Source organism: Crossiella sp. NPDC003009 (assembly GCF_053591555.1).
The window spans coordinates 1-22,833 of sequence record NZ_JBSFUA010000003.1 but is presented as its reverse complement, the minus strand read 5'-3'; the positions used below and the strand labels follow the sequence as shown (position 1 = coordinate 22,833).

At 67.6% G+C, this 22,833-nt stretch carries 38 protein-coding genes; 36 read left to right on the top strand and 2 right to left on the bottom strand.

What is annotated here, in order from left to right; genetic code table 11:
- Positions 1-54: 54 nt before the first annotated feature.
- The 27 genes from tuf to ACWDY5_RS03980 all read left to right on the top strand — a co-directional run bounded on the left by tuf (position 55) and on the right by ACWDY5_RS03980 (position 15,755).
- A complete protein-coding gene (gene tuf / locus ACWDY5_RS04110; protein WP_252480553.1) occupies positions 55-1,248 on the top strand; it encodes an elongation factor Tu in 1,194 nt (397 codons plus the stop codon).
- 394 nt (positions 1,249-1,642) lie between these two features.
- Positions 1,643-1,948 carry a 30S ribosomal protein S10 gene (gene rpsJ, locus ACWDY5_RS04105; protein WP_003938093.1) on the top strand — a complete coding sequence of 102 codons (306 nt, stop codon included), beginning with the start codon at positions 1,643-1,645 and terminating at the stop codon, positions 1,946-1,948.
- Positions 1,949-1,996: 48 nt separating this feature from the next.
- A complete protein-coding gene (gene rplC, locus ACWDY5_RS04100) occupies positions 1,997-2,647 on the top strand; it encodes a 50S ribosomal protein L3 (RefSeq protein WP_449720866.1) in 651 nt (216 codons plus the stop codon).
- Positions 2,647-3,339, top strand: coding sequence for a 50S ribosomal protein L4 (gene rplD, locus ACWDY5_RS04095; RefSeq protein WP_252480555.1), 693 nt, complete (start codon positions 2,647-2,649; stop codon positions 3,337-3,339). The genes rplC and rplD overlap by 1 nt, the downstream gene beginning before the upstream one ends.
- The gene (rplW, locus tag ACWDY5_RS04090; RefSeq protein WP_283661799.1) at positions 3,336-3,635 is read left to right on the top strand and encodes a 50S ribosomal protein L23; all 300 of its coding nucleotides are present in this window, start codon (positions 3,336-3,338) and stop codon (positions 3,633-3,635) included. The genes rplD and rplW overlap by 4 nt, the downstream gene beginning before the upstream one ends.
- Positions 3,636-3,656: 21 nt before the next feature.
- Positions 3,657-4,490: a 50S ribosomal protein L2 gene (gene rplB, locus ACWDY5_RS04085; RefSeq protein WP_247755555.1), complete on the top strand. Its 834-nt coding sequence runs from the start codon at positions 3,657-3,659 to the stop codon at positions 4,488-4,490.
- 18 nt (positions 4,491-4,508) lie between these two features.
- Positions 4,509-4,790 carry a 30S ribosomal protein S19 gene (gene rpsS, locus ACWDY5_RS04080; RefSeq protein ID WP_252480557.1) on the top strand — a complete coding sequence of 94 codons (282 nt, stop codon included), beginning with the start codon at positions 4,509-4,511 and terminating at the stop codon, positions 4,788-4,790.
- A gap of 40 nt (positions 4,791-4,830) precedes the next feature.
- A complete protein-coding gene (gene rplV, locus ACWDY5_RS04075) occupies positions 4,831-5,247 on the top strand; it encodes a 50S ribosomal protein L22 (RefSeq protein ID WP_252480558.1) in 417 nt (138 codons plus the stop codon).
- Positions 5,247-6,086, top strand: coding sequence for a 30S ribosomal protein S3 (gene rpsC, locus ACWDY5_RS04070; RefSeq protein WP_252480559.1), 840 nt, complete (start codon positions 5,247-5,249; stop codon positions 6,084-6,086). The genes rplV and rpsC overlap by 1 nt, the downstream gene beginning before the upstream one ends.
- A 3-nt stretch (positions 6,087-6,089) precedes the next feature.
- A complete protein-coding gene (rplP, locus tag ACWDY5_RS04065) occupies positions 6,090-6,509 on the top strand; it encodes a 50S ribosomal protein L16 (protein ID WP_185000430.1) in 420 nt (139 codons plus the stop codon).
- A complete protein-coding gene (rpmC, locus tag ACWDY5_RS04060) occupies positions 6,509-6,766 on the top strand; it encodes a 50S ribosomal protein L29 (RefSeq protein ID WP_449720865.1) in 258 nt (85 codons plus the stop codon). The genes rplP and rpmC overlap by 1 nt, the downstream gene beginning before the upstream one ends.
- On the top strand, positions 6,763-7,041 hold the full coding sequence (gene rpsQ / locus ACWDY5_RS04055; protein WP_252480560.1) for a 30S ribosomal protein S17: 279 nt from the start codon (positions 6,763-6,765) through the stop codon (positions 7,039-7,041). Before rpmC ends, rpsQ begins: the two co-directional genes overlap by 4 nt.
- 84 nt (positions 7,042-7,125) lie before the next feature.
- On the top strand, positions 7,126-7,494 hold the full coding sequence (gene rplN, locus ACWDY5_RS04050; protein ID WP_209707277.1) for a 50S ribosomal protein L14: 369 nt from the start codon (positions 7,126-7,128) through the stop codon (positions 7,492-7,494).
- 1 nt (position 7,495) lies between these two features.
- A complete protein-coding gene (gene rplX / locus ACWDY5_RS04045; protein ID WP_252480561.1) occupies positions 7,496-7,810 on the top strand; it encodes a 50S ribosomal protein L24 in 315 nt (104 codons plus the stop codon).
- Between the two features lie 2 nt (positions 7,811-7,812).
- A complete protein-coding gene (gene rplE / locus ACWDY5_RS04040; RefSeq protein WP_252480562.1) occupies positions 7,813-8,376 on the top strand; it encodes a 50S ribosomal protein L5 in 564 nt (187 codons plus the stop codon).
- Positions 8,377-8,379: 3 nt separating this feature from the next.
- A complete protein-coding gene (locus ACWDY5_RS04035) occupies positions 8,380-8,565 on the top strand; it encodes a type Z 30S ribosomal protein S14 (RefSeq protein ID WP_185000420.1) in 186 nt (61 codons plus the stop codon).
- Between the two features lie 88 nt (positions 8,566-8,653).
- Positions 8,654-9,052, top strand: a complete 399-nt coding sequence (gene rpsH / locus ACWDY5_RS04030; RefSeq protein WP_247755558.1) for a 30S ribosomal protein S8 — start codon at positions 8,654-8,656, stop codon at positions 9,050-9,052.
- 15 nt (positions 9,053-9,067) lie between these two features.
- Entirely contained in the window at positions 9,068-9,607 is a 540-nt protein-coding gene (gene rplF, locus ACWDY5_RS04025; RefSeq protein ID WP_449720864.1) for a 50S ribosomal protein L6, read from the top strand.
- Between the two features lie 2 nt (positions 9,608-9,609).
- Entirely contained in the window at positions 9,610-10,011 is a 402-nt protein-coding gene (gene rplR, locus ACWDY5_RS04020; protein ID WP_449720863.1) for a 50S ribosomal protein L18, read from the top strand.
- Between the two features lie 34 nt (positions 10,012-10,045).
- On the top strand, positions 10,046-10,687 hold the full coding sequence (rpsE, locus tag ACWDY5_RS04015; RefSeq protein ID WP_247755561.1) for a 30S ribosomal protein S5: 642 nt from the start codon (positions 10,046-10,048) through the stop codon (positions 10,685-10,687).
- A 5-nt stretch (positions 10,688-10,692) separates the two neighbouring features.
- Positions 10,693-10,878, top strand: coding sequence for a 50S ribosomal protein L30 (rpmD, locus tag ACWDY5_RS04010; protein ID WP_252480675.1), 186 nt, complete (start codon positions 10,693-10,695; stop codon positions 10,876-10,878).
- Entirely contained in the window at positions 10,875-11,321 is a 447-nt protein-coding gene (rplO, locus tag ACWDY5_RS04005) for a 50S ribosomal protein L15 (RefSeq protein WP_252480676.1), read from the top strand. Before rpmD ends, rplO begins: the two co-directional genes overlap by 4 nt.
- Before the next feature lie 275 nt (positions 11,322-11,596).
- Positions 11,597-12,910: a preprotein translocase subunit SecY gene (secY, locus tag ACWDY5_RS04000; RefSeq protein WP_252480565.1), complete on the top strand. Its 1,314-nt coding sequence runs from the start codon at positions 11,597-11,599 to the stop codon at positions 12,908-12,910.
- Positions 12,910-13,461 carry an adenylate kinase gene (locus tag ACWDY5_RS03995; RefSeq protein ID WP_252480566.1) on the top strand — a complete coding sequence of 184 codons (552 nt, stop codon included), beginning with the start codon at positions 12,910-12,912 and terminating at the stop codon, positions 13,459-13,461. Before secY ends, ACWDY5_RS03995 begins: the two co-directional genes overlap by 1 nt.
- A gap of 13 nt (positions 13,462-13,474) precedes the next feature.
- Positions 13,475-14,266: a type I methionyl aminopeptidase gene (map, locus tag ACWDY5_RS03990; RefSeq protein WP_449720862.1), complete on the top strand. Its 792-nt coding sequence runs from the start codon at positions 13,475-13,477 to the stop codon at positions 14,264-14,266.
- A 156-nt stretch (positions 14,267-14,422) separates the two neighbouring features.
- Positions 14,423-15,133 carry a LuxR C-terminal-related transcriptional regulator gene (locus tag ACWDY5_RS03985; RefSeq protein ID WP_449720861.1) on the top strand — a complete coding sequence of 237 codons (711 nt, stop codon included), beginning with the start codon at positions 14,423-14,425 and terminating at the stop codon, positions 15,131-15,133.
- A 40-nt stretch (positions 15,134-15,173) separates the two neighbouring features.
- Positions 15,174-15,755: a peptidase inhibitor family I36 protein gene (locus ACWDY5_RS03980; RefSeq protein WP_449720860.1), complete on the top strand. Its 582-nt coding sequence runs from the start codon at positions 15,174-15,176 to the stop codon at positions 15,753-15,755.
- A 48-nt stretch (positions 15,756-15,803) separates the two neighbouring features.
- Here ACWDY5_RS03980 and ACWDY5_RS03975 read toward each other — a convergent pair whose 3' ends face one another.
- Positions 15,804-16,832: a CU044_5270 family protein gene (locus tag ACWDY5_RS03975; RefSeq protein WP_449720859.1), complete on the bottom strand. Its 1,029-nt coding sequence runs from the start codon at positions 16,830-16,832 to the stop codon at positions 15,804-15,806.
- A complete protein-coding gene (locus ACWDY5_RS03970) occupies positions 16,832-17,377 on the bottom strand; it encodes an RNA polymerase sigma factor (RefSeq protein ID WP_449720858.1) in 546 nt (181 codons plus the stop codon). Before ACWDY5_RS03970 ends, ACWDY5_RS03975 begins: the two co-directional genes overlap by 1 nt.
- Before the next feature lie 155 nt (positions 17,378-17,532).
- On the opposite strand from ACWDY5_RS03970, the gene ACWDY5_RS03965 reads away from it, so the two are divergent.
- The 9 genes from ACWDY5_RS03965 to truA all read left to right on the top strand — a co-directional run bounded on the left by ACWDY5_RS03965 (position 17,533) and on the right by truA (position 22,664).
- Positions 17,533-17,721: a hypothetical protein gene (locus ACWDY5_RS03965; protein WP_252480571.1), complete on the top strand. Its 189-nt coding sequence runs from the start codon at positions 17,533-17,535 to the stop codon at positions 17,719-17,721.
- A 259-nt stretch (positions 17,722-17,980) separates the two neighbouring features.
- Positions 17,981-18,202 (top strand): translation initiation factor IF-1, encoded by a 222-nt coding sequence (gene infA, locus ACWDY5_RS03960; RefSeq protein WP_029136093.1) that lies wholly within the window; start codon positions 17,981-17,983, stop codon positions 18,200-18,202.
- 55 nt (positions 18,203-18,257) lie between these two features.
- On the top strand, positions 18,258-18,371 hold the full coding sequence (gene rpmJ, locus ACWDY5_RS03955; protein ID WP_010148647.1) for a 50S ribosomal protein L36: 114 nt from the start codon (positions 18,258-18,260) through the stop codon (positions 18,369-18,371).
- A gap of 181 nt (positions 18,372-18,552) precedes the next feature.
- On the top strand, positions 18,553-18,933 hold the full coding sequence (gene rpsM / locus ACWDY5_RS03950) for a 30S ribosomal protein S13 (RefSeq protein ID WP_185000400.1): 381 nt from the start codon (positions 18,553-18,555) through the stop codon (positions 18,931-18,933).
- Between the two features lie 31 nt (positions 18,934-18,964).
- Entirely contained in the window at positions 18,965-19,372 is a 408-nt protein-coding gene (gene rpsK / locus ACWDY5_RS03945; protein ID WP_252480573.1) for a 30S ribosomal protein S11, read from the top strand.
- A 22-nt stretch (positions 19,373-19,394) separates the two neighbouring features.
- Positions 19,395-20,000, top strand: a complete 606-nt coding sequence (gene rpsD, locus ACWDY5_RS03940; RefSeq protein ID WP_252480574.1) for a 30S ribosomal protein S4 — start codon at positions 19,395-19,397, stop codon at positions 19,998-20,000.
- 133 nt (positions 20,001-20,133) lie between these two features.
- On the top strand, positions 20,134-21,186 hold the full coding sequence (locus ACWDY5_RS03935) for a DNA-directed RNA polymerase subunit alpha (RefSeq protein ID WP_252480575.1): 1,053 nt from the start codon (positions 20,134-20,136) through the stop codon (positions 21,184-21,186).
- Between the two features lie 63 nt (positions 21,187-21,249).
- Positions 21,250-21,807: a 50S ribosomal protein L17 gene (gene rplQ / locus ACWDY5_RS03930; protein ID WP_283661792.1), complete on the top strand. Its 558-nt coding sequence runs from the start codon at positions 21,250-21,252 to the stop codon at positions 21,805-21,807.
- Entirely contained in the window at positions 21,804-22,664 is an 861-nt protein-coding gene (truA, locus tag ACWDY5_RS03925; RefSeq protein WP_449720857.1) for a tRNA pseudouridine(38-40) synthase TruA, read from the top strand. The genes rplQ and truA overlap by 4 nt, the downstream gene beginning before the upstream one ends.
- Positions 22,665-22,833 lie beyond the last annotated feature (169 nt).

Below are 22,833 nucleotides of genomic sequence, written 5' to 3'. Positions count from 1 at the left end.
CGACCACGATCAGTTGGCACGGCGGCAAGACAAGAAGTCCAGGAGGACAATCCAGTGGCGAAGGCGAAGTTCGAGCGGACGAAGCCGCACGTCAACATCGGAACCATCGGTCACATTGACCACGGGAAGACCACGCTGACCGCGGCCATCTCGAAGGTTCTGCACGACAAGTACCCGGACCTGAACCCCTTCACGCCGTTCGACGAGATCGACAAGGCGCCGGAGGAGAAGCAGCGCGGTATCACCATCTCGATCGCGCACATCGAGTACCAGACCGAGAAGCGCCACTACGCGCACGTGGACTGCCCGGGTCACGCGGACTACATCAAGAACATGATCACCGGTGCCGCGCAGATGGACGGCGCGATCCTGGTGGTGGCCGCCACTGACGGCCCGATGCCGCAGACCAAGGAGCACGTGCTGCTGGCCCGTCAGGTCGGCGTGCCGTACATCGTGGTCGCCCTGAACAAGGCCGACATGGTGGACGACGAGGAGATCCTGGAGCTCGTTGAGCTCGAGGTGCGCGAGCTGCTCTCCGAGTACGAGTTCCCGGGCGACGACCTCCCCGTGGTCCGCGTCTCCGCGCTGAAGGCGCTGGAGGGCGACAAGGAGTGGGGCGAGAAGCTCATCGGCCTCATGGACGCGGTGGACGAGTCCATCCCGCAGCCGGAGCGCGAGATCGACAAGCCGTTCCTCATGCCCGTCGAGGACGTCTTCACCATCACCGGCCGCGGCACCGTGGTGACCGGTCGTGTTGAGCGTGGCGTCATCAACGTCAACGAGGAGGTGGAGATCGTCGGCATCAAGGAGAAGTCGGCGAAGACCACCGTCACCGGTGTCGAGATGTTCCGCAAGCTGCTGGACCAGGGCCAGGCCGGTGACAACGTCGGTCTGCTCGTCCGTGGCATCAAGCGCGAGGACGTCGAGCGCGGCCAGGTCATCTGCAAGCCGGGTTCGGTCACCCCGCACACCGAGTTCGAGGCGACCTCCTACATCCTGTCCAAGGACGAGGGTGGCCGTCACACGCCGTTCTTCAACAACTACCGTCCGCAGTTCTACTTCCGGACGACTGACGTGACCGGCGTGGTGACCCTCCCCGAGGGCACCGAGATGGTCATGCCCGGCGACAACACCGCCATGAAGGTCGCGCTGATCCAGCCGATCGCCATGGAGGAGGGCCTGCGCTTCGCCATCCGCGAGGGTGGCCGCACCGTTGGTGCGGGCCAGGTCACCAAGATCGTCAAGTGATGTCAGGGGGAGAGGTGGCGTGAGCTGCCTCTCCCTGTCACGGCCCCGATTTGGATCGCCATACTCCGGTGTGGCATCCTGTATGGGTTGCTCGTTGGGGCGGCCAGGCAAGATGGATCGTCTGGCCGCCCCACCACGAGTAGTCCCGCGTTCGTGAGGCTTAGCTGCTTTGCGTACGTAGCCAGGACAGCAGGACCCGGGCCTAGCGGCCCATCCCACAGGTTCAAGTCAGTGGGACCGGTCTGTGCCTCACGGCGCGACACGCCCGACCGCGTGGACCGGGAACCGTGACATCTCAACAGAGGCGGCGCCTGGCGCGGCCAAGACCCCCGAGCGGGCCAAGGCACAGCTGGCCAGCACCGCAGCGGTACGAGAAGAGGAACGGCAAGCCACCATGGCGGGACAAAAGATCCGCATCCGGCTCAAGGCCTACGACCACGAGGCGATCGACGCGTCCGCACGCAAGATCGTGGAAACCGTGACGCGCACCGGCGCTCGCGTGGTCGGGCCGGTGCCGCTGCCCACGGAGAAAAACGTCTACTGCGTCATCCGCTCCCCGCACAAGTACAAGGACTCGCGGGAGCACTTCGAGATGCGCACCCACAAGCGTCTGATCGACATCCTCGACCCCACGCCGAAGACGGTGGACGCGCTCATGCGCATCGACCTGCCGGCGAGCGTCGACGTCAACATCCAGTAACAGCCGGACGCACCGTTCGATTTTTGGGGCGAGGAAGTAACGAGACCCATGTCTGACAGGCAGATCAAGGGGATTCTGGGCACCAAGCTCGGTATGACCCAGGTCTTCGACGAGAACAACCGGATCGTTCCGGTGACCGTCGTGAAGGCCGGGCCGTGCGTGGTGACTCAGGTCCGTACGCAGGAGAATGACGGCTACTCGGCCGTCCAGTTGGCGTTCGGCGCGATTGACCCTCGCAAGGTCAACAAGCCGGTGAGCGGCCACTTCAGCAAGGCCGGCGTGACTCCGCGCCGCCACCTGGTCGAGGTGCGCACCACTGACGCCGCCGAGTACGAGGTCGGCCAGGAGATCACCGCTGAGCTGTTCGAGGCCGGCGCCGTGGTCGACGTGGTCGGCACCAGCAAGGGCAAGGGCTACGCGGGTGTCATGAAGCGGCACGGCTTCGCTGGCCTCGGCGCGTCCCACGGCACCCAGGCCAAGCACCGTTCGCCCGGTTCCATCGGTGGCTGCGCCACCCCTGGCCGAGTGTTCAAGGGCGTGCGCATGGCCGGCCGTATGGGCAGCGCCCGTGTGACCACCCAGAACCTGACCGTGCACCGCATCGAGGCCGAGACCGGCCTGCTGCTCATCAAGGGCGCCGTTCCCGGCCCCAAGGGTGGACTGGTGCTGGTCAAGACGGCCGCGAAGGGTGGTGCGTGATGACCGTGAGCGTTGACGTCCGGACCCCGGACGGCAAGACCGAAGGCACCATCGAGCTGCCCGCGGAGCTGTTCGACGTTCAGGCGAACATCCCGCTGATGCACCAGGTGGTGACCGCGCAGCTGGCCGCCAAGCGGCAGGGCACGCACAGCACCAAGACCCGCGCCGAGGTCTCCGGCGGTGGCAAGAAGCCGTACCGGCAGAAGGGCACCGGCCGCGCCCGTCAGGGTTCGACCCGGTCCCCGCAGTTCTCCGGTGGTGGCATCTCGCACGGCCCGAAGCCGCGGGACTACTCGCAGCGGACGCCCAAGAAGATGAAGGTCGCCGCTCTTCGTGGCGCCCTCTCCGACCGGGTGCGCAACGGCCGGCTGCACGTGCTGACCTCGCTGGTCGAGGGCGACGCGCCGTCGACCAAGGGCGCTCGCCGCATCATCGAGTCCATCAGCACCGGCAAGCGCACGCTCGTCGTGGTGACTCGTGCGGATGAGCTCACCTGGGTCAGCCTGCGCAACCTGGACAACGTCCACGTGCTCGTGCAGGACCAGCTGAACACCTACGACGTGCTCGTCAACGACGACGTGGTGTTCACCAGGGACGCACTGGCGCTCTACATCGCCGGTCCGACCTCGGGCCACTCGGTCAAGGCCAGCGCTCGCGCCAGCGAGGTCGTCGCAGAGGAGGGTGACAAGTGATCCCCGATTACCGCGACATCCTGCTCGCTCCGGTGATCTCGGAGAAGAGCTACGGGCTGCTCGAAGAGGGTAAGTACACCTTCATCGTGGCTCCCGATGCCAACAAGACCGAGATCAAGATTGCTGTCGAGAAGGTCTTCGGTGTGAAGGTCGTGTCCGTGAACACGATCAACCGCCAGGGCAAGCGCAAGCGGACCCGCACCGGGTATGGCAAGCGCAAGGACACCAAGCGCGCGATTGTGACGCTGTCCGCCGAGAGCAAGGCCATCGAGATCTTCGGCGGCCCGGCCGCCTAAGGGATTGAGGACGCGTTAGAGATGGGCATCCGCAAATACAAGCCTACGACCCCGGGTCGTCGTGGCTCGAGCGTCTCGGACTTCGCCGAGATCACTCGTTCCACCCCGGAGAAGTCGCTGATCCGCCCGCTGCACGGCCATGGCGGCCGTAACGCGCACGGCAAGATCACCACGCGGCACAAGGGCGGCGGTCACAAGCGTGCTTACCGGCTGATCGACTTCCGCCGGGCGGACAAGGACGGCGTGCCGGCCAAGGTCGCGCACATCGAGTACGACCCCAACCGCACCGCACGCATCGCGCTGCTGCACTACGTGGACGGCGAGAAGCGTTACATCATCGCGCCGAACAACCTGCGCCAGGGCGACCCGATTGAGAACGGCCCCAAGGCCGACATCAAGCCGGGCAACAACCTGCCGCTGCGCAACATCCCGGTCGGCACCGTGATCCACGCGATCGAGCTGCGGCCCGGTGGTGGAGCCAAGATCGCCCGTTCCGCGGGCGCCAGCGTTCAGCTGGTGGCCAAGGACGGCCCCTACGCCCAGCTGCGGATGCCCTCGGGCGAGATCCGCAACGTCGACGTGCGCTGCCGTGCCACCGTCGGCGAGGTGGGCAACGCCGAGCACCAGAACATCAACTGGGGCAAGGCAGGCCGCATGCGCTGGAAGGGCAAGCGCCCGACCGTCCGTGGTGTGGCCATGAACCCGGTCGACCACCCGCACGGTGGTGGTGAGGGCAAGACCTCCGGTGGTCGCCACCCGGTGAACCCCGCTGGTAAGCCCGAAGGCCGGACCCGCCGCCGCAAGGCAAGCGACCAGCTCATCGTCCGGCGTCGTCGCACCGGTAAGAAGCGCTGAGCAGGAAGGGAGTGAAGGATGCCTCGCAGCCTGAAGAAGGGCCCCTTCGTTGACGACCACCTGCTCAAGAAGGTGGACGCGCAGAACGAGGGCAGCAAGAAGACGGTGATCAAGACGTGGTCCCGTCGTAGCACGATCATCCCGGACATGCTGGGTCACACCATCGCGGTGCACGACGGCCGCAAGCACGTCCCGGTGTTCGTCACCGAGTCCATGGTCGGGCACAAGCTGGGCGAATTCGCCCCCACCCGCACCTTCAAGGGCCACATCAAGGATGACCGGAAGTCGCGTCGCCGCTGACGCGGCCAGTGACACGAACAAAGAGCAAGGGGTAACAGCAATGGGTAACGATGCCGCAGGCGTGGAGCAGCTTCCGCGCGCAGTGGCGCGGGCCCGCTACGTCCGCATGACGCCCATGAAGGTGCGTCGCGTGGTCGAGCTGATCAAGGGCCGTAACGCCCAGGAAGCCCTGGCCGTGCTCCAGTTCGCGCCGCAGGCCGCAAGCGGTCCGGTGGCGAAGGTGCTCGCCAGTGCCATGGCCAACGCCGAGAACAACCTCGAACTCGACCCCGACACCCTCTGGGTGAGCGCGGCGTTCGTTGACGAGGGGCCGACCATGAAGCGGATCCAGCCGCGCGCCCAGGGGCGCACGTTCCGGATCCTCAAGCGGTCCAGCCACATCACCGTCGAGGTGGAGTCCCGTCCGAAGGTGGTCAGCAAGGCTCGCAAGTCCAGCGTGAAGGGGAGTGGCCGGTAGTGGGCCAGAAAATCAACCCGCACGGCTTCCGGCTGGGAATCACCACCGACTGGAAGTCCCGCTGGTACGCAGACAAGCAGTACGCGGAGTACGTCGCGGAGGATGTCAAGATCCGCAAGATGTTCGCCCGCGGCATGGAGCGTGCCGGTATCTCGAAGGTGGAGATCGAGCGCACCCGGGACCGGGTTCGCGTCGACATCCACACCGCTCGGCCCGGCATCGTCATCGGTCGCCGCGGCGCGGAGGCCGACCGCATTCGCGGTGCGCTGGAGAAGCTCACCAAGAAGCAGGTCCAGCTGAACATCCTCGAGGTCAAGAACCCCGAGTCGGACGCCCAGCTGGTTGCCCAGATGGTCGCCGAGCAGCTGTCCAACCGCGTGTCCTTCCGGCGCGCGATGCGCAAGGGCATCCAGTCCGCCATGCGCTCGCCGCAGGTCAAGGGCATCCGGGTGCAGTGCGGTGGCCGCCTCGGCGGTGCCGAGATGTCGCGCTCGGAGTTCTACCGCGAGGGTCGCGTCCCGCTGCACACGCTGCGCGCGGACATCGACTACGGCCTCTACGAGGCGCGCACCACCTTCGGCCGGATCGGCGTGAAGGTGTGGATCTACAAGGGTGACGTCATCGGCGGCCGTCGCGAGACCGTCGCCGCCGCGGCACCGGACAACCGCGCCCCGCGGCGCGAGCGTCCGAGCCGTCGTCGCTCCGGCGCCTCCGGCACCACGCCGACGAGCACCGAGGCCGGGCGCGCCGCGGCCGAGGCCGCGACCGAGCCGGTCGACACCACCCCCGCCGCGGCCGAGTCCGGCAACGGCAGCGCGGCTGAGAAGACGGAGGGCTGAGTCGTGCTCATCCCGCGCAGGGTCAAGCACCGCAAGCAGCACCACCCCGGCCGCTCCGGCGCCGCAAAGGGTGGCACCAGGGTCACGTTCGGCGAGTTCGGCATCCAGGCTCTGGAGCCGGCCTACGTGACCAACCGGCAGATCGAGTCCGCTCGTATCGCCATCACCCGGCACATCCGCCGTGGCGGCAAGGTCTGGATCAACATCTTCCCGGACCGTCCGCTCACCAAGAAGCCTGCCGAGACCCGCATGGGTTCCGGTAAGGGTTCGCCGGAGTACTGGGTGGCCAACGTCAAGCCGGGTCGCGTCGTCTTCGAGATGAGCTTCCCGAACGAGACCGTGGCCCGCGAGGCGCTCCGCCGCGCGATCCACAAGCTTCCGATGAAGTGCCGCATCGTCACGCGTGAGGGTGGTGAGTTCTGATGGCAGCGACGAACACCGCTTCCGAGCTGCGTGAGCTCACCAACGAGGAGCTCGTGCTGCGTCTTCGGGAGGCCAAGGAGGAGCTGTTCAACCTCCGCTTCCAGATGGCGACCGGGCAGCTCGACAACAACCGGCGTCTGCGTGCCATCCGGCACGAGATCGCCCGTATCTACACCGTGATGCGGGAACGTGAGCTGGGCCTGTCCGTCTCGCCGGACGAGGTCACGGCATCCGCTGAAGGTGAAGGTGCAGCATGAGCGAGAATGTCGAGAGCACTGAGGTGCGCAACAACCGTAAGACCCGCGAGGGCTACGTTGTCGCGGACAAGATGGACAAGACGATCGTGGTCGCGCTCGAGGACCGCAAGAAGCACCCGCTGTACGGCAAGGTCCTGCGCACCACCACCAAGGTGAAGGCGCACGACGAGGCCAACACCGCGGGCGTGGGTGACCGCGTGCTGCTGATGGAGACCCGGCCGCTGTCGGCGACCAAGCGCTGGCGGCTCGTCGAGGTCCTGGAGAAGGCCAAGTAACACCACCGCCCCGCGCGAGCGGGACGGGACCGCGCGTGTCAGGTCGGAAATCTGGCACGCCAGTATGGGTCAAGGAGAAGGTAAGTGATTCAGCAGGAGTCGCGACTGCGCGTCGCCGACAACACGGGTGCGAAGGAAATCCTCTGCATCCGCGTTCTCGGTGGTTCGTCGCGTCGCTACGCGGGTATCGGCGACGTCATCGTCGCCACCGTCAAGGACGCGATCCCCGGCGCCAACGTGAAGAAGGGTGACGTCGTCAAGGCGGTCATCGTTCGCACGGTCAAGGAGCGCCGCCGTCCGGACGGTTCCTACATCCGGTTCGACGAGAACGCGGCCGTTCTGATCAAGAACGAGACCGAGCCCCGCGGTACCCGCATCTTCGGCCCGGTCGGCCGCGAGCTGCGTGACAAGAAGTTCATGAAGATCATCTCGCTGGCGCCGGAGGTGCTCTGACATGAAGATCAAAAAGGGCGACACGGTCGTCGTCATCGCCGGCAAGGACAAGGGCGCCAAGGGCAAGGTCATCCAGGCCTACCCGGACACCGACCGCGTCCTCGTCGAAGGTGTCAACCGGATCAAGAAGCACACGCGGGTCTCGCAGACCCAGCGTGGCGCCCAGACCGGCGGCATCGTGACCCAGGAGGCCTCGATCCACGTGAGCAACGTGATGGTCGTGGACTCCGACGGCAAGCCCACCCGCGTTGGTTACCGCACCAACGACGAGGGTCGTCGCGTCCGTATCTCGCGGCGGAACGGTAAGGACATCTGATCATGACGACCGCAGAGAAGATCGCTCCGCGGCTCAAGGGCCGCTACCGCGAGGAGATCACGGGCGCGCTGCAGGAGCAGTTCGTCTACGCCAACCGGATGCAGATCCCCGGCCTGGTGAAGATCGTCGTGAACATGGGTGTCGGTGATGCCGCCCGCGACGGAAAGCTGATCGAGGGCGCCATCCGCGACCTGGCCACCATCACCGGCCAGCGGCCGGAGGTGCGCAAGGCGCGCAAGTCCATCGCGCAGTTCAAGCTCCGCGAGGGCATGCCGATCGGCGCGAAGGTCACCCTGCGCGGCGACCGCATGTGGGAGTTCCTGGACCGGCTGCTGACCATCGCGCTGCCGCGTATCCGTGACTTCCGCGGTCTGTCCCCGAAGCAGTTCGACGGCAACGGGAACTACACGTTCGGTCTGAACGAGCAGTCGATGTTCCACGAGATCGACCCCGACTCGATCGACCGTCCGCGCGGTATGGACATCACCGTCGTCACCACCGCCGGCACCGACGAGGAGGGCCGGGCGCTGCTGAAGCTCCTGGGCTTCCCGTTCAAGGAGAACTGATTCATGGCGAAGAAGGCGCTTGTCCAGAAGGCCGCGCGCAAGCCGAAGTTCAAGGTTCGGGGTTACACCCGCTGCCAGCGCTGCGGCCGTCCGCACTCGGTCTTCCGTAAGTTCGGCTTGTGCCGGGTGTGCCTCCGCGAGATGGCCCACCGGGGCGAGCTTCCCGGCGTGAGCAAGTCCTCCTGGTGATCCAGGCTGCTTGGCCCACGCCCCGCTGATTTCCACTTCGCCGTAGGCCCGTGCGGGAACCCCGGCGAGAAAGGTTGACAAGGTCACCATGACGATGACCGATCCGATCGCAGACATGCTCACCCGTCTGCGCAACGCCAACTCGGCGTACCACGACCAGGTCGTGATGCCGCACTCGAAGCTGAAGGCGTCGATCGCCGACATCCTGCAGCGCGAGGGCTACATCTCCGGCCACCGGACCGAGCAGGGCGAGAAGAGCCAGCATCTCGTCGTCGAGCTCAAGTACGGCCCCAACCGTGAGCGGAGCATCGCCGGCCTCCGGCGCGTCTCCAAGCCCGGTCTGCGGGTTTACGCCAAGTCCACCAACCTGCCGAAGGTGCTGGGCGGGCTGGGCGTTGCCATCATCTCCACGTCGACCGGTCTGCTGACCGACCGGCAGGCCAACAAGCAGGGTGTGGGCGGGGAAGTCCTCGCCTACGTCTGGTAAGGGAGGGGAGTAGACATGTCGCGTATCGGTAAGCTCCCGATCCCCGTGCCCGCCGGTGTGGACGTCAAGATCGACGGCCCCAGCATCACCGTGAAGGGCCCCAAGGGCACTCTCGCGCACACCCTCGTCGAGCCGATTCTGGTCGAGCGGGACGAGGACGGCGTGCTCCAGGTCAAGCGCCCGAACGACGAGCGTCGCAGCCGCGCGCTGCACGGTCTGTCGCGCACCCTGGTGAACAACATGGTCGTCGGTGTGACCGCGGGCTACGAGAAGAAGCTCGAGATCCACGGCGTCGGTTACCGCGTGGCGCTGAAGGGCTCCGAGCTGGAGTTCGCACTCGGCTACAGCCACCCGGTGAAGGTGACCCCGCCGGAAGGCATCACCTTCGTCGTCGAGTCCCCCACCCGGTTCTCGGTCCAGGGCATCGACAAGCAGCAGGTCGGCGAGGTTGCGGCGAACATCCGCAAGCTGCGCAAGCCGGACCCGTACAAGGGCAAGGGCGTGCGCTACGCGGGCGAGAACATCCGCCGCAAGGTCGGAAAGACGGGTAAGTGAGCATGAGCGAGACAACAATCGTCAAGCGCAAGCGCGCAGGCAAGGACGTCTCCACCCTGCGTCGCGTGGCCCGTACGCGTCGGCACTTCCGGCTCCGCAAGAAGATCAGCGGAACCCCGGATCGCCCGCGTCTGGTGGTCACCCGGTCCTCGCGGCACCTCGTCGCGCAGGTCATCGACGACCTCGCCGGTCACACCCTGGCTTCGGCCTCCACCCTGGAGGCGGACATCCGCGCGCTGGACGGCGACAAGAAGGCTCGCGCTGCCAAGGTGGGCGAGCTGGTCGCGGCCAGGGCCAAGGAAGCCGGAATCGCCAAGGTCGTCTTCGACCGGGGCGGCTACGACTACCACGGCCGCATCGCCGCGCTGGCTGACGCCGCGCGCGAGCACGGGCTGGAGTTCTGAGAGTCATGCAGAGCACTGAAGGAAGGAACGCCTGATGCCGGGACGTACACGGCAATTCGGCGGCGGCCAGGGCGGTCCGGGTGGCCAGGGCAACGAGCGTGGCGAGCGGCGTGACCGCCGCGACCGTCGCGACTCCGGTCGTGGCGGAGCTCCCCAGGAGAAGAGCCTGCACATCGAGCGCGTGGTTGCGATCAACCGCGTCGCGAAGGTGGTCAAGGGTGGTCGTCGTTTCAGCTTCACCGCGCTGGTGATCGTGGGTGACGGCGACGGAATGGTCGGCGTCGGCTACGGCAAGGCCAAGGAAGTTCCGGCCGCCATCGCCAAGGGTGTCGAGGAGGCGAAGAAGAGCTTCTTCCGCGTCCCTCGCATCGCGGGCACCATCCCGCACCCGGTCCAGGGCGAGGACGCCGCCGGCGTCGTGCTCCTGCGCCCGGCCAGCCCCGGTACCGGTGTTATCGCCGGTGGCCCGGTGCGTGCCGTGCTGGAGTGCGTGGGCATCCACGATGTGCTGAGCAAGTCGCTGGGTAGCGACAACGCCATCAACATCGTGCGTGCCACCGTCGCCGCGCTGAAGATGCTGCAGCGCCCTGAAGAGGTCGCCGCGCGTCGTGGCCTGCCGCTGGAGGACGTTGCTCCGGCCGGCATGCTGCGGGCCCGAGCTGGACAGGGGGCGTGATCCTCGTGGCCAAGCTCCAGATCACCCAGCTGCGCAGCACCATTGGTTGCAAGCAGAACCAGCGCGACTCGCTTCGCACCCTGGGTCTGCGCAAGATCCGCCAGTCGGTGGTCCGTGAGGACAGCCCGCAGGTCCGTGGCCTCGTCCACACCGTGCGGCACCTGGTGGCGGTCGAGGAGGTCGCTGACTGATGACTATCAAGCTGCACCACCTGCGTCCGGCCCCTGGCTCCAACACCGCCAAGACCCGTGTGGGTCGTGGTGAGGGTTCCAAGGGCAAGACCGCGGGTCGTGGTACCAAGGGCACCAAGGCGCGCAAGAACGTCCCCGCGCGCCTGGAGGGTGGGCAGATGCCCATCCACATGCGGCTGCCGAAGCTCAAGGGCTTCAAGAACCCGTTCCGCACCGAGTACCAGCCGGTCAACGTGACCGACCTGGCCCGGCTGTTCCCCGAGGGGGGCGCCATCGGGGTGGAGGACATCGTCAACGCCGGTCTGGTCCGCAAGGGCAAGCTGGTCAAGGTCCTCGGCGACGGGGACCTGGGCGGGGTGAAGCTCGACGTCACCGCGCACAAGTTCTCCCAGAGCGCGATGGACAAGATCAACGCAGCTGGTGGCTCCACCACCGTGCTGTGAGCTGTTAGCTCGTGGAACGGGCCGGCGGGGCGACCCGCCGGCCCGTTCCAGTTTGCGGCCCGGTACTCCGTTCCACGCATTCCCAAGGTCAATCCGACGGTAGGGGTGGGCACGGAGATCCAGGCTGTTAAAGTCGTCAGCACGCTTCGCGCTGTGGTGGTGCGATGCGTCCCTGGACTGCGCGAGTTCCGCTCGCCAGGTGAGGTACAGCCGGCCAGCGGGCCGGGTCCGTCAGTAGTCGGCCAACCGGGCCGGCCACGCCGAGGAGGTCTTGCGTGCTCAGCGCCTTCCGCTCGGCTCTTGCGACGCCTGACCTACGCCGCAAGATCCTCTTCACCCTCGCGCTCATCGCGGTCTACCGCCTGGGCGCGACCCTGCCGTCGCCAGGGGTTTCCTACCCCAACATCCAGGAATGCATCCGGCAGGCCGAGGGTGACAACGCCAACAACATCTACACCCTGCTGAACCTGTTCAGCGGTGGTGCGTTGTTGCAGTTGTCGATCTTCGCGCTGGGCATCATGCCGTACATCACCGCGAGCATCATCATCCAGCTGCTCACCGTGGTCATCCCGCGGTTCGAGCAGCTGCGCAAGGAGGGTCAGGCCGGTCAGGGCAAGCTGACCCAGTACACCCGCTACCTCACCATCGCGCTGGCGATCCTGCAGGCCACCGCGTTCACCGCGCTCGCGGTGCGAGGTCAGCTGTTCCAGAACTGCACGCTGGACATCATCCCGGACAAGGGCATCTTCGGCCTGATCGTCATCGTGATCACGATGACCGCGGGCACCGCAGTGATCATGTGGCTGGGTGAGCTGATCACCGAGCGCGGCATCGGCAACGGCATGTCCCTGCTGATCTTCACCATGATCGCGGCCCGGATCCCGGCCGAGGGCGCCAACATCCTGCGCCAGGGCGGCGTCACCTTCGCCATCATCTGCGTGTTCGGCCTGGTCATCATCGCCAGCGTCATCTTCGTGGAGCAGGCGCAGCGCCGGATCCCGGTCCAGTACGCCAAGCGCATGATCGGCCGCCGGATGTACGGCGGCACCTCGACCTACCTGCCGCTGAAGGTGAACCAGGCCGGTGTCATCCCGGTCATCTTCGCCTCCTCGCTGCTGTACCTGCCGGACCTGATCACCAGGCTGACCCAGGGCGCGGGCGAGGCGAGCTGGTGGCAGATCTTCCTGCGCGACCAGGTGGTCAACCAGCGCAGCTGGGTGCACATCACGCTGTACTTCCTGCTGATCATCTTCTTCACGTACTTCTACGTGGCGATCACGTTCAACCCGGACGAGCGCGCCGACGAGATGAAGAAGTTCGGCGGGTTCATCCCTGGCATCCGCCCCGGCCGCCCGACGGCCGAGTACCTGCAGTTCGTACTGAGCCGGATCACCCTGCCGGGCTCGCTCTACCTGGGCATCATCGCCGTGTTGCCGAACTTCTTCCTCGGTGTCACCGGCGATGGGCAGAACCAGAACTTCCCGTTCGGCGGCACCGCTGTGCTGATCATGGTCGGCGTCGGCCTGGACACGGTGAAGCAGATCGAGAGCCAGCTCATGCAGCGTAACTACGAAGGGTTCCTCCGCTAGTGCGACTCGTTCTTGTCGGCCCGCCCGGAGCGGGCAAGGGTACGCAGGCCACCGTGCTGAGTCAGAAGCTCGGTGTGCCGCACATCTCCACCGGCGAGCTGTTCCGGTACAACGTCGGCCAGGAGACCGCTCTGGGCAAGGAAGCCAAGCGCTACCTGGACGCCGGTGAGCTGGTGCCGGACTCGGTCACCAACTCGATGGTGCGGGAGCGGCTGGCCGAGGCGGACGCGGTGAACGGCTTCCTGCTGGACGGCTTCCCGCGCAACACCGCGCAGGCGGACGTGCTCGGCCAGATCCTCAAGGAGAACGACGAGGCCCTGGACGCGGTGCTGGAGTTCGCGGTGGCCGAGGACGTCGTGGTGGAGCGGCTGCTCGCCCGCGGCCGCTCCGACGACAACGAGGAAGTCATCCGGCGGCGCCAGCAGGTGTACCGCTCGGAGACCGCACCGCTGCTCGACTACTACGCGGACATCCTGCTGAAGGTGGACGCGGTCGGCACGGTCGAAGAGATCACCGGCCGCGCGCTGGACGCGCTCAACAACCGTAGGTAGAAGGGCGGGGCCCGTGCTCAGGCGCGGACGCGGAATCGAGATCAAGACTCGCACCGAGCTGGAGGCCATGCGCGCCGCCGGCCTGGTGGTGGCACGCACCCTGGCCGCGGTCGCCTCGGCGGCCAAGGCCGGGGTGAGCACCGGTGAGCTGGACGAGCTGGCCGAGCAGACCATCCGGGACGCCGGCGCGGTGCCCTCGTTCAAGGGCTACCACGGCTTCCCGGGCTCGATCTGCGCCTCGGTGAACGAGCAGGTCGTGCACGGCATCCCGAACCGGGAGCAGGTGCTCGCCGATGGCGACCTGCTGTCGGTGGACTGCGGCGCGATCCTGGATGGCTGGCACGGCGACTCCGCGGTCACCCTGGCCATCGGCACGGTGACCGAGCAGGAGCTGAAGCTGTCCAACGCCTGCCGGGAGTCGATGGTCGCCGGTATCGCCGCGGTCCGCCCGGACAACCGGCTCAGCGACATCAGCCACGCCATCGAGACCGCGGTGGTGGCCGCGGCCAAGCGGGACGGGCTGGCCTACGCCATCGTCGCCGACTACGGCGGCCACGGCATCGGCAGCCAGATGCACATGGAGCCGTTCCTGCCCAACCGCGGCAAGCCGGGCAAGGGCCCCAAGCTCAAGGTCGGCATGGCCATCGCGGTCGAACCCATGGTCACCCTGGGCAGCGATGACACCATCGAGCTCGAGGACGGCTGGACCGTCATCACCGACGACGGCTCCCGCGCCGCGCACTGGGAACACAGCGTCGCGGTCACCGAGGACGGCCCCTGGGTGCTCACCGCCCTGGAGGACTGACCACAGCATCGCGCGACGGCGCCCGGCGGCTTCGGCCCCGGGCGCCGTTGCGCTCTTCAGGTCATTCCGCCCGCAGTACCCGGCCGGGCAAGTCCGCCTGCGCCAAGCTCCCCGTTGAACCCGCGACAACTGTCGTGGGCAAGGGGGGACGAGGACGTGGGAGTTATTGATGAAGGACGTCGTGCCGGCGTCCGGGTACTGCTGTGCTTGCGTTATCGCGCCTGGCGGCGCAGCGTCCGCGCGCAGCTGGCCACCGAGCCGGACCTGACGGTGGTCGGCGAGCTCGACAGCGCCGCCAGGTTGCCTGAGGAGGCGCGACGGCTGGCGGCAGACGTGGTCGTCGCCGAGGACGTGCTGCCGCTCACCACGGAACTGGTGCGTGGGCTCCGGTCCGAACTCGGCGTCGGTGTGGTCGTCCTGCTCGCCGGAGGCAGCGACGAGCACCTTGTCGAGCTGCTGCGAGCCGGGGCGCGTGGCCTGGCTGACGCCAACGTCAACCTGGGCGACCTGGCGCAGGCGGTCACCGCGGTCGGCCGGAACAACGCCTGGCTCACTGGTCCGCTGGCCGCGCGGCTGGTGGATCTGGCCGCCGCGGCAGGCGAGGGCCCTGCCTCGCTGGTGGCCAACGCGGGGCTCACCGCGCGTGAGCGTGAGGTCATGCTGCTGCTCGCCGCGGGGCTGTCCAACGCGAACATGGCTGAACGACTGTCGATCACAGTGCGCACCGTGAAATACCACGTGTCCAATGTGCTCGGAAAGCTCGGCTTGACCGGGCGAGGACAGGTCATCGCGCTGGCTAATCCTGTTCTTGCGGACAGGTTGAGAACCGGTCTCCGGGACAGGGGCAAATCCGCCGATTGTCGCTAATTTCTTCTCGTCAGACCGATATTCAGGGGGTTCGATGAGAATGCGACAGCAGCTGGCCGTGGTGCTCGCCGGTGCGATGGTCATCACGACCGGTGTGACGACTGCCGCCCTGGCCGCCGGGGAGGCCAGGCCGATGGGGGCGATGGCGCAGTTCGAGGGCAGGCAGATCAGCCTGGCGGAGGGTTGGGGCGAGGCACAGTCGTGCGTGGTCTTCTCCGATACCGACACCCGGTGTTTCCGCACCAACGCCGAGGCCAACGCGGCCGTTGGCTGGGACAAGGCCAAGGACCCGAAGGTCGTGTCCGTGGCGCGAGCTCGCGGCGTCGCTCCGGCGAGCATCGCGGATATCAACGACTGCTCGAACCTGTGGTTCTGCCTGTTCGAGCATGAGAACGGTCATGGTCGTCGGCTGATCTTCAATGAGGAGAAGTGGCACGACCTCGCGATCTGGAACTTCCACTACAAGATGTCCTCGTACCACAACCGGCAAATCCGGTGGGACAACGGCGGTCTCGAATACCACCTGCCGGGCGGGGCCAGGCAGGTCGACGTCGAGTACTGGGAGGTCAGCCCCTCCGTCGGCGGCGAGTACAACGACCGGGCCCGGCTCGTGCACGGCTGAGGCGTGAGCGATGCCGCGGGCAGGACTACCCTGCCCGCGGCGCCGCGCTCACCGCGGGCCTGCCGCGTGCTCGGCGATCAGGTAGACCTCGTAGCTGATGACCGCGGGCACCCGCACGTTGAGCTCCCCCGGATCGGAGGTCACCATCTCCTCCCGGTCGAGGATGCGCCCATCCGCCGGGTCGATGACCAGCGTCCGGCGGGTGGGCGGCCCGCTGGCGTCGATCAGGGTGACGCTGTGGCCGCGGCGGCCGGCACGGTCGGTGGTCATCCCGTCGTAGGTGAAGCCGGGGGTGTCCGCCAGCGCGCGGAGCAGCCAGGCACGCTGGCGCGGGAGCAGGACGTGGGTGCGTGCGGCGTCGGTGGCCGCGGTGAAGACGCGGAACGGCTCCTGGGCGAAGTCGAAGCCCCGGCGCAACCAGCGCGCGAACCGAGCGGCCTCGCCAGGGGGCGGACCGTCGAAAGCCGTGGCCTCTTCGCCTGGGCCGAACCGTTCGTTCTTCGGCGTCATGTCCCAGCCGGGGGAGCCCTCGCTCACCCAGCGCCGCCGGTCCTCGGTGGAGTCGAACGCCGGTTCCTTGACCTGTGTCCGCACAGCGGCCGAACCGTCGGGGAAGCGCCACCGATCCGTCTCGCCGGGCACCACCGCCGACACCGCGCCGGTGCGGTCGACCTGGCTGTTGAGGTACCAGCTCTCCATCCGGAGGTGCTCGGCCAGGCCGTCGGTGCGCGGCTCGGGCAGCCGTTCGGTGACCGTGGCCAGCTCCCGCAAGAGGTCCGCGGCCGCACGACCCGGTCCGGCCGGCGGCTCGACGACCAGCGGCGCCGGTGTCGCGGCCTGCGCGCGCGGACTGCTCCCCGGCAGCAGGGCGGCGCCCGTCACCACGACGGCCGCGGCCGCTGCGGCGAGCAGCAGAACACGCCGTGACCGGGTGCCCCGCGTGCGGACCGGCGGCTCGGAGCCGAGGATGCGGCGCAGGTCAGTCGCACGTTCGCCCGGACCCGGGCTCGACTGGTCAGCGACCGAGGGATCCAGTCCGGCGATGAGCTGCCTCAGCTCGTCTTGTGCTCGTGTCATCACTGGCCTCCTGTCGAGAGGTTGACCAACCTGTCCGGGCCCGGCTGTGGAGTGGTGGCGACCAGTTCTCGCCGCAGCCTGCGCCGTAGCCGGTGCAGCCGCATCGCCAGCGCCGCCGGGCTGCAGCCCAGTGCCAGGGCCGCGTCCCTGGTGGACAGGCCCTCCCAGGCGATCAGTCGCAGTGCCTCGCGGTCGGGTTCCGGCAACCGGTCGAACCAGGCGGCCACCGACACCCGCACGGCTGTCTCCTCGGCGTGGTTCGGAGCCTCGGCCGGGCCGGTGTGCCGGGTGATCCGGTCGAGCAGGTTCCGCGCCCGTCCCGCGCTGCGGAACTCGTTGGCCAGCACACGCCGCGCGACCCCGTACAGCCACGGCAGCGGCGTCCTGGTCCGCTCCACCTCGGCGAACCGGCGCCAGCCGATGAGGAAGACCTCGGCGACCGCGTCCCGGCACTCGACATCGGGCGCGCGGCGGCGGACGTACCGGGCGATGTCCTCGTAGTGACGCTCGTACAGCGCGGTGAAGCGCTCCTCCGGGCTCGTCATGGCACCCCCTCTTGCCATTGTCTGTGTCCGGACCTGGACGAGGCGTAACAAGCGCCACCCGGGCGCCGGGCCGGCCAGGCTCCATCTCAGGGACCCCCTCGAATCCCCATCGGGGATGACGCCTGGTGACGGGGCGTGCTGCCACCCTGGCTGACGTGAGCGAATCAGTGCGGACGTGGCTCATCGCCAGCGCGATCATGGTCGCGGTGTGGGCCGGCATGGCGCTGGTCACTGGCGAGGGGATCTACCCCTGGTTCCTCTGGCCGGTGGGCATCTGGGGGGCCATCGAGCTGTTCAGCTGGATGAGCAGACGCGGTGAGCGGCAGCGCGGCGAGCGCGGCTGAACCACCCCGGTTTGGAGACCAGCGCATACTGCGCCTACACTGGAGCAACGGCGCATCTCGTTGTGCCCGTTCCGACGTGCCCGTGGCTGTACTTCAGCTGCCTGGCGACCGGTGTTTCGCACTTCTGGTGTGCACCCCGGCGGTCATCCAGGGTCTCGAAGGTAGCGGGCTCCTCGACTGCCCGTACACCGCCTGATCAGGGGTCTTTCCTAGTCTGATCGGGTTTGCCAGATCATCACCGTCACGAAACGCGGAGGACATGGGCAAGAAGGACGGGGCCATTGAAGTCGAGGGCCGCGTAGTCGAGCCGCTCCCCAACGCGATGTTTCGCGTCGAGTTGGAGAACGGCCACAGGGTCCTTGCACACATCAGCGGCAAGATGCGGCAGCACTACATCCGCATCCTGCCCGAGGACCGGGTAGTCGTGGAGCTTTCGCCCTACGACCTGTCCCGTGGCCGCATCGTCTACCGCTACAAGTGACCTCCACGGTGTCCTGGTGCCCCCAGGACACGCGGCCAAGCAGGAGTGCACGACCGTGAAGGTCCAGCCGAGCGTCAAGAAGATCTGCGACAAGTGCAAGGTGATCCGCCGTCACGGGCGGGTCATGGTGATCTGCGAGAACCTGCGTCACAAGCAGCGTCAGGGCTGATCACCCGCACTTCGGGTCGCTGATCCGGACGACAAACCACACAAGCCTCCCCGAACCTGTCCGGTACTGAGGTACCGCGACTGACCCCCGGACTCCAGGCCGGGGCCCACGAGTTATCGAGTCGACTCGTGGGGCGGTCGGGGAGAAGACCTGGAGATACGACGAAGGAGAAAGTCGCCGCATGGCACGACTCTCTGGCGTCGATCTTCCCCGCGAGAAGCGGTTGGAGATCGCGCTGACCTACATTTTCGGCATTGGCCGTACTCGCTCCCGGGAGATCCTGGGCGCGACCGGCCTGAGCGCCGACCTGCGTGTTCGCGAGCTCACTGACGACGACGTCGTCAAGCTCCGCGAGTACATCGAGAACCACTTCAAGGTTGAGGGTGACCTCCGCCGCGAGGTTCAGGCCGACATTCGCCGGAAGATCGAGATCGGCTGTTACGAGGGGCTGCGGCACCGCCGCAACCTGCCCGTGCGAGGCCAGCGCACCAAGACCAACGCGCGCACCCGCAAGGGCCCGAAGAAGACGGTCGCCGGCAAGAAGAAGGCCGGAAAGAAGTAAGACCTCGCGCTAGCTAGGAGATCACCGCAACATGCCACCGAAGTCCCGTACGGGCGCCGGGGTCAAGAAAATCCGGCGCAAGGAAAAGAAGAACGTCTCTCATGGGTTCGCCCACATCAAGAGCACGTTCAACAACACGATCGTGTCGATCACGGACCCCGCGGGCAACGTGATCAGCTGGGCGTCCGCAGGCCACGTCGGCTTCAAGGGCTCCCGCAAGTCGACGCCGTTCGCCGCCCAGATGGCCGCGGAGAACTGTGCCCGCAAGGCCGCTGAACACGGCATGCGCAAGGTCGACGTGTTCGTGAAGGGCCCTGGCTCTGGCCGGGAAACCGCGATCCGTTCCCTCCAGGCCGCTGGTCTTGAGGTCGGCACTATCCAGGACGTGACCCCGCAGCCGCACAACGGCTGCCGCCCGCCCAAGCGGCGCCGGGTCTAAGCGCGGGAAGGAGTAATTCACGATGGCTCGTTACACCGGTCCCGCGACTCGTAAGTCTCGTCGGCTCAAGGTTGACCTCATCGGCGGCGACCGCTCCTTCGAGCGCCGTCCGTACCCCCCTGGCCAGCACGGCCGGACTCGCATCAAGGAGTCCGAGTACCTGCTGCAGTCGCAGGAGAAGCAGAAGGCCCGCTTCACCTACGGCGTGCTGGAGAAGCAGTTCCGTCGCTACTTCGAGGAAGCGCGTCGCGTCACCGGCAAGACCGGTGAGGCGCTGCTGATCATCCTCGAGTCGCGGCTGGACAACGTCGTGTACCGCGCCGGCCTGGCCCGCACTCGGCGTCAGGCGCGCCAGCTGGTGGCCCACGGCCACTTCCTGGTCAACGGCAAGAAGGTCAACATCCCGAGCTTCCGGGTGTCCCAGTACGACATCATCGACGTGAAGCCGAAGTCGCTGCCGACGCTGCCGTTCCTGGCCGCGAAGGAAGCCCTCGGCGACCGTCCGGTGCCGGCCTGGCTCCAGGTTGTTCCGTCGACGCTGCGTGTGCTCGTGCACTCGCTCCCGGTCCGGGCTCAGATCGACACCCCGGTCCAGGAGCAGCTCATCGTCGAGCTCTACTCGAAGTGACGTGTACCGGGGCGGCTGTCTTGCGACAGTCGCCCCGGCACTGCGTCTGACCGGTGGCACGAAGGGTGTGCCGCCGGGGCAAGGCCCAGTACGGCGTCAAATAGCGGGCGCCGACAGGTAAAGGAGTTCCACAGTGCTTATCTCCCAGCGGCCCACGCTGGCCGAGGACACGGTCAACGAGACCCGCTCCCGGTTCGTCATCGAACCGCTGGAGCCGGGCTTCGGCTACACCCTCGGCAACTCGCTGCGGCGCACGCTGCTGTCCTCCATCCCGGGGGCAGCCGTGACCAGCATCCGCATCGACGGCGTGCTCCACGAGTTCACCACGGTGCCCGGCGTGAAGGAGGATGTCACCGACATCATCCTGAACCTCAAGGAGCTGGTCGTCAGCTCCGAAGAGGACGAGCCGGTCACCATGTACCTGCGCAAGCAGGGCCCCGGTGAGGTCACCGCTGGCGACATCGTGCCGCCGGCCGGTGTCACCGTGCACAACCCCGACCTGCACATCGCCACCCTGAACGGCAAGGGCAAGCTGGAGATCGAGCTCGTTGTCGAGCGCGGTCGCGGCTACGTCCCGGCCATGCAGAACAAGCAGGCCGGCGCCGAGATCGGCCGGATCCCGGTCGACTCGATCTACTCGCCGGTGCTGAAGGTGACGTACAAGGTCGAGGCCACCCGTGTCGAGCAGCGCACGGACTTCGACAAGCTGATCCTTGACGTGGAGACCAAGCCGTCGATCACCCCCCGCGACGCGGTGGCATCGGCCGGTAAGACCCTCGTCGAGCTGTTCGGCCTGGCCCGTGAGCTCAACGTCGACGCCGAAGGCATCGAGATCGGCCCCTCGCCCGCCGAGGCGGACACCATCGCGGCGTTCGCGATGCCGATCGAGGACCTGGACCTCACGGTCCGTTCCTACAACTGCCTCAAGCGCGAGGGCATCCACACCGTTGGCGAGCTGGTCTCGCGCAGCGAGGCGGACCTGCTCGACATCCGCAACTTCGGTGCCAAGTCGATCGACGAGGTCAAGCTGAAGCTGGCCGGCCTTGGGCTCGCGCTCAAGGACAGCCCGCCCGGGTTCGACCCGTCCGCCGCGGCCTCGGAGTACACCGGTGAGGGTTGGGCAAGTGGGCACGTCGACACCGTCCACGACGATGGCCAGGACTACGCGGAGACGGAGCAGCTCTGAGCTGTCCGTCCACTGTGGACGCTGACACGTCACAGCGTTGAGCTTGATCTAGAGGAGTAACCGATGCCCACGCCCACCAAGGGAGCCCGGCTCGGTGGGTCCCCGGCCCACGAGCGGCTGCTGCTGGCCAACCTGGCCACCCAGCTGTTCCAGCACGGCCGGATCACCACCACCGAGGCCAAGGCGCGGCGGCTGCGCCCGCTCGCCGAGAAGCTGATCACCAAGGCCAAGCGCGGCGACCTGCACAACCGCCGCGAGGTCATGCGCACCGTCCGCGACAAGGACGTGGTGCACAAGCTGTTCGCCGAGATCGGCCCGCACTTCGCGGAGCGTCCCGGCGGCTACACCCGCATCATCAAGTCGATGCCGCGCAAGGGCGACAACGCCCAGATGGCGATCATCGAGCTGGTGGGCGAGAAGACCGTCACCGCTGAGGCGGAGAAGGCCCGCGGCACCAAGTTCGCCAAGGACGCCCCCAAGGCCGACGCGGTGACCGGTACCGAGGTCGTCGAGGCCGAGGAGACCAAGGTCGAGGACACCAAGGCGGAGACCGCCGAGGAGCCCAAGGCTGAGGAAGCCAAGGCCGAGGACGCCGAGAAGGCCGACGACGCCAAGAAGTGACGACTGAGCTCCAGTCCGCCGAGCCCGCCACCCCCGCTGGGGATGGCGGGCTCGTGCGCGTTCGCCTCGACCTCGGCTACGACGGCACCGACTTCTCCGGCTGGGCCAAGCAGCCCGGCCGCCGCACCGTGTGCGGGGTGCTGGAGGAAGCCATCTCCCGGGTGCTGCGCAGGGAGATCACGCTGACCGTGGCCGGGCGCACCGACGCCGGGGTGCACGCCACCGGCCAGGTCGCCCACCTCGACCTGCCAGCCGAGTCCGATGTGGACGGTCTGCCGCGCAGGCTGGCCCGGCTGCTGCCCGCCGACGTGCGGGTCTTCGCCGCCAGGGTGGTCACCACCGACTTCGACGCCCGGTTCGCCGCGCTGCGGCGGCACTACGAGTACCGGGTGGGCACCGCGCCCTACGGCGTGGACCCGCTGGAGGCCAGGCGGATCGTCTCGGTGCCGCGTCAGCTGGACCTGGCCGCGATGAACGAGGCCGCCGCCCTGCTGCTCGGGGAACGGGACTTCGCCGCCTTCTGCAAGCGCAGGGAAGGCGCCACCACGGTCCGCGAGCTCCAGCGGCTGGAATGGCGTGCGGAGAGCGAACACGTGCTCCTGGCCGCGGTGTCCGCGGACGCCTTCTGCCACTCCATGGTGCGCAGCCTGGTCGGCGCGCTGCTCGCGGTCGGCGACGGCCGCAAACCGGTGAGCTGGCCGGCCGAGCTGCTGCGGTCCACCGAACGCGCCAACGGCGTCACGGTGGCCCCCGCGCACGGGCTGGTGCTGGTCAGGGTCGACTACCCGGAAGATGCCGAGCTGGCCGCCCGCGCCGAGCTGACCCGCAACGTGCGCGCGGTGCCCGGCTGCCGCTGAGGCAGCCGGGGGTTGGGCCGTGTTTCCGATGTCGCGCCCGCGATAGCCGCGCCGGTTCGGCCGCTGGCGGCGCGGCCGCAACGCCCGAATACGCCCGGTATGAGGGCGTCCCGGCTCGGCCTTGACAGCGGCCTGTGGCGGCTACCACATTGTGCGCAACTTTGTTGGA

Bases quoted from the DNA above. Each gene is read 5' to 3' on its own strand.
- rpsJ (WP_003938093.1), top strand. From the start codon at position 1,643: ATGGCGGGACAAAAGATCCGCATCCGGCTCAAGGCCTACGACCACGAG.
- rplC (WP_449720866.1), top strand. From the start codon at position 1,997: ATGTCTGACAGGCAGATCAAGGGGATTCTGGGCACCAAGCTCGGTATG.
- rplD (WP_252480555.1), top strand. From the start codon at position 2,647: ATGACCGTGAGCGTTGACGTCCGGACCCCGGACGGCAAGACCGAAGGC.
- rplB (WP_247755555.1), top strand. From the start codon at position 3,657: ATGGGCATCCGCAAATACAAGCCTACGACCCCGGGTCGTCGTGGCTCG.
- rpsS (WP_252480557.1), top strand. From the start codon at position 4,509: ATGCCTCGCAGCCTGAAGAAGGGCCCCTTCGTTGACGACCACCTGCTC.
- rplV (WP_252480558.1), top strand. From the start codon at position 4,831: ATGGGTAACGATGCCGCAGGCGTGGAGCAGCTTCCGCGCGCAGTGGCG.
- rpmC (WP_449720865.1), top strand. From the start codon at position 6,509: ATGGCAGCGACGAACACCGCTTCCGAGCTGCGTGAGCTCACCAACGAG.
- rpsQ (WP_252480560.1), top strand. From the start codon at position 6,763: ATGAGCGAGAATGTCGAGAGCACTGAGGTGCGCAACAACCGTAAGACC.
- rplX (WP_252480561.1), top strand. From the start codon at position 7,496: ATGAAGATCAAAAAGGGCGACACGGTCGTCGTCATCGCCGGCAAGGAC.
- rplE (WP_252480562.1), top strand. From the start codon at position 7,813: ATGACGACCGCAGAGAAGATCGCTCCGCGGCTCAAGGGCCGCTACCGC.
- ACWDY5_RS04035 (WP_185000420.1), top strand. From the start codon at position 8,380: ATGGCGAAGAAGGCGCTTGTCCAGAAGGCCGCGCGCAAGCCGAAGTTC.
- rpsH (WP_247755558.1), top strand. From the start codon at position 8,654: ATGACGATGACCGATCCGATCGCAGACATGCTCACCCGTCTGCGCAAC.
- rplF (WP_449720864.1), top strand. From the start codon at position 9,068: ATGTCGCGTATCGGTAAGCTCCCGATCCCCGTGCCCGCCGGTGTGGAC.
- rplR (WP_449720863.1), top strand. From the start codon at position 9,610: ATGAGCGAGACAACAATCGTCAAGCGCAAGCGCGCAGGCAAGGACGTC.
- rpsE (WP_247755561.1), top strand. From the start codon at position 10,046: ATGCCGGGACGTACACGGCAATTCGGCGGCGGCCAGGGCGGTCCGGGT.
- ACWDY5_RS03980 (WP_449720860.1), top strand. From the start codon at position 15,174: ATGCGACAGCAGCTGGCCGTGGTGCTCGCCGGTGCGATGGTCATCACG.
- ACWDY5_RS03975 (WP_449720859.1), bottom strand. From the start codon at position 16,832: ATGACACGAGCACAAGACGAGCTGAGGCAGCTCATCGCCGGACTGGAT.
- ACWDY5_RS03970 (WP_449720858.1), bottom strand. From the start codon at position 17,377: ATGACGAGCCCGGAGGAGCGCTTCACCGCGCTGTACGAGCGTCACTAC.
- infA (WP_029136093.1), top strand. From the start codon at position 17,981: ATGGGCAAGAAGGACGGGGCCATTGAAGTCGAGGGCCGCGTAGTCGAG.
- rpsM (WP_185000400.1), top strand. From the start codon at position 18,553: ATGGCACGACTCTCTGGCGTCGATCTTCCCCGCGAGAAGCGGTTGGAG.
- rpsK (WP_252480573.1), top strand. From the start codon at position 18,965: ATGCCACCGAAGTCCCGTACGGGCGCCGGGGTCAAGAAAATCCGGCGC.
- rpsD (WP_252480574.1), top strand. From the start codon at position 19,395: ATGGCTCGTTACACCGGTCCCGCGACTCGTAAGTCTCGTCGGCTCAAG.
- rplQ (WP_283661792.1), top strand. From the start codon at position 21,250: ATGCCCACGCCCACCAAGGGAGCCCGGCTCGGTGGGTCCCCGGCCCAC.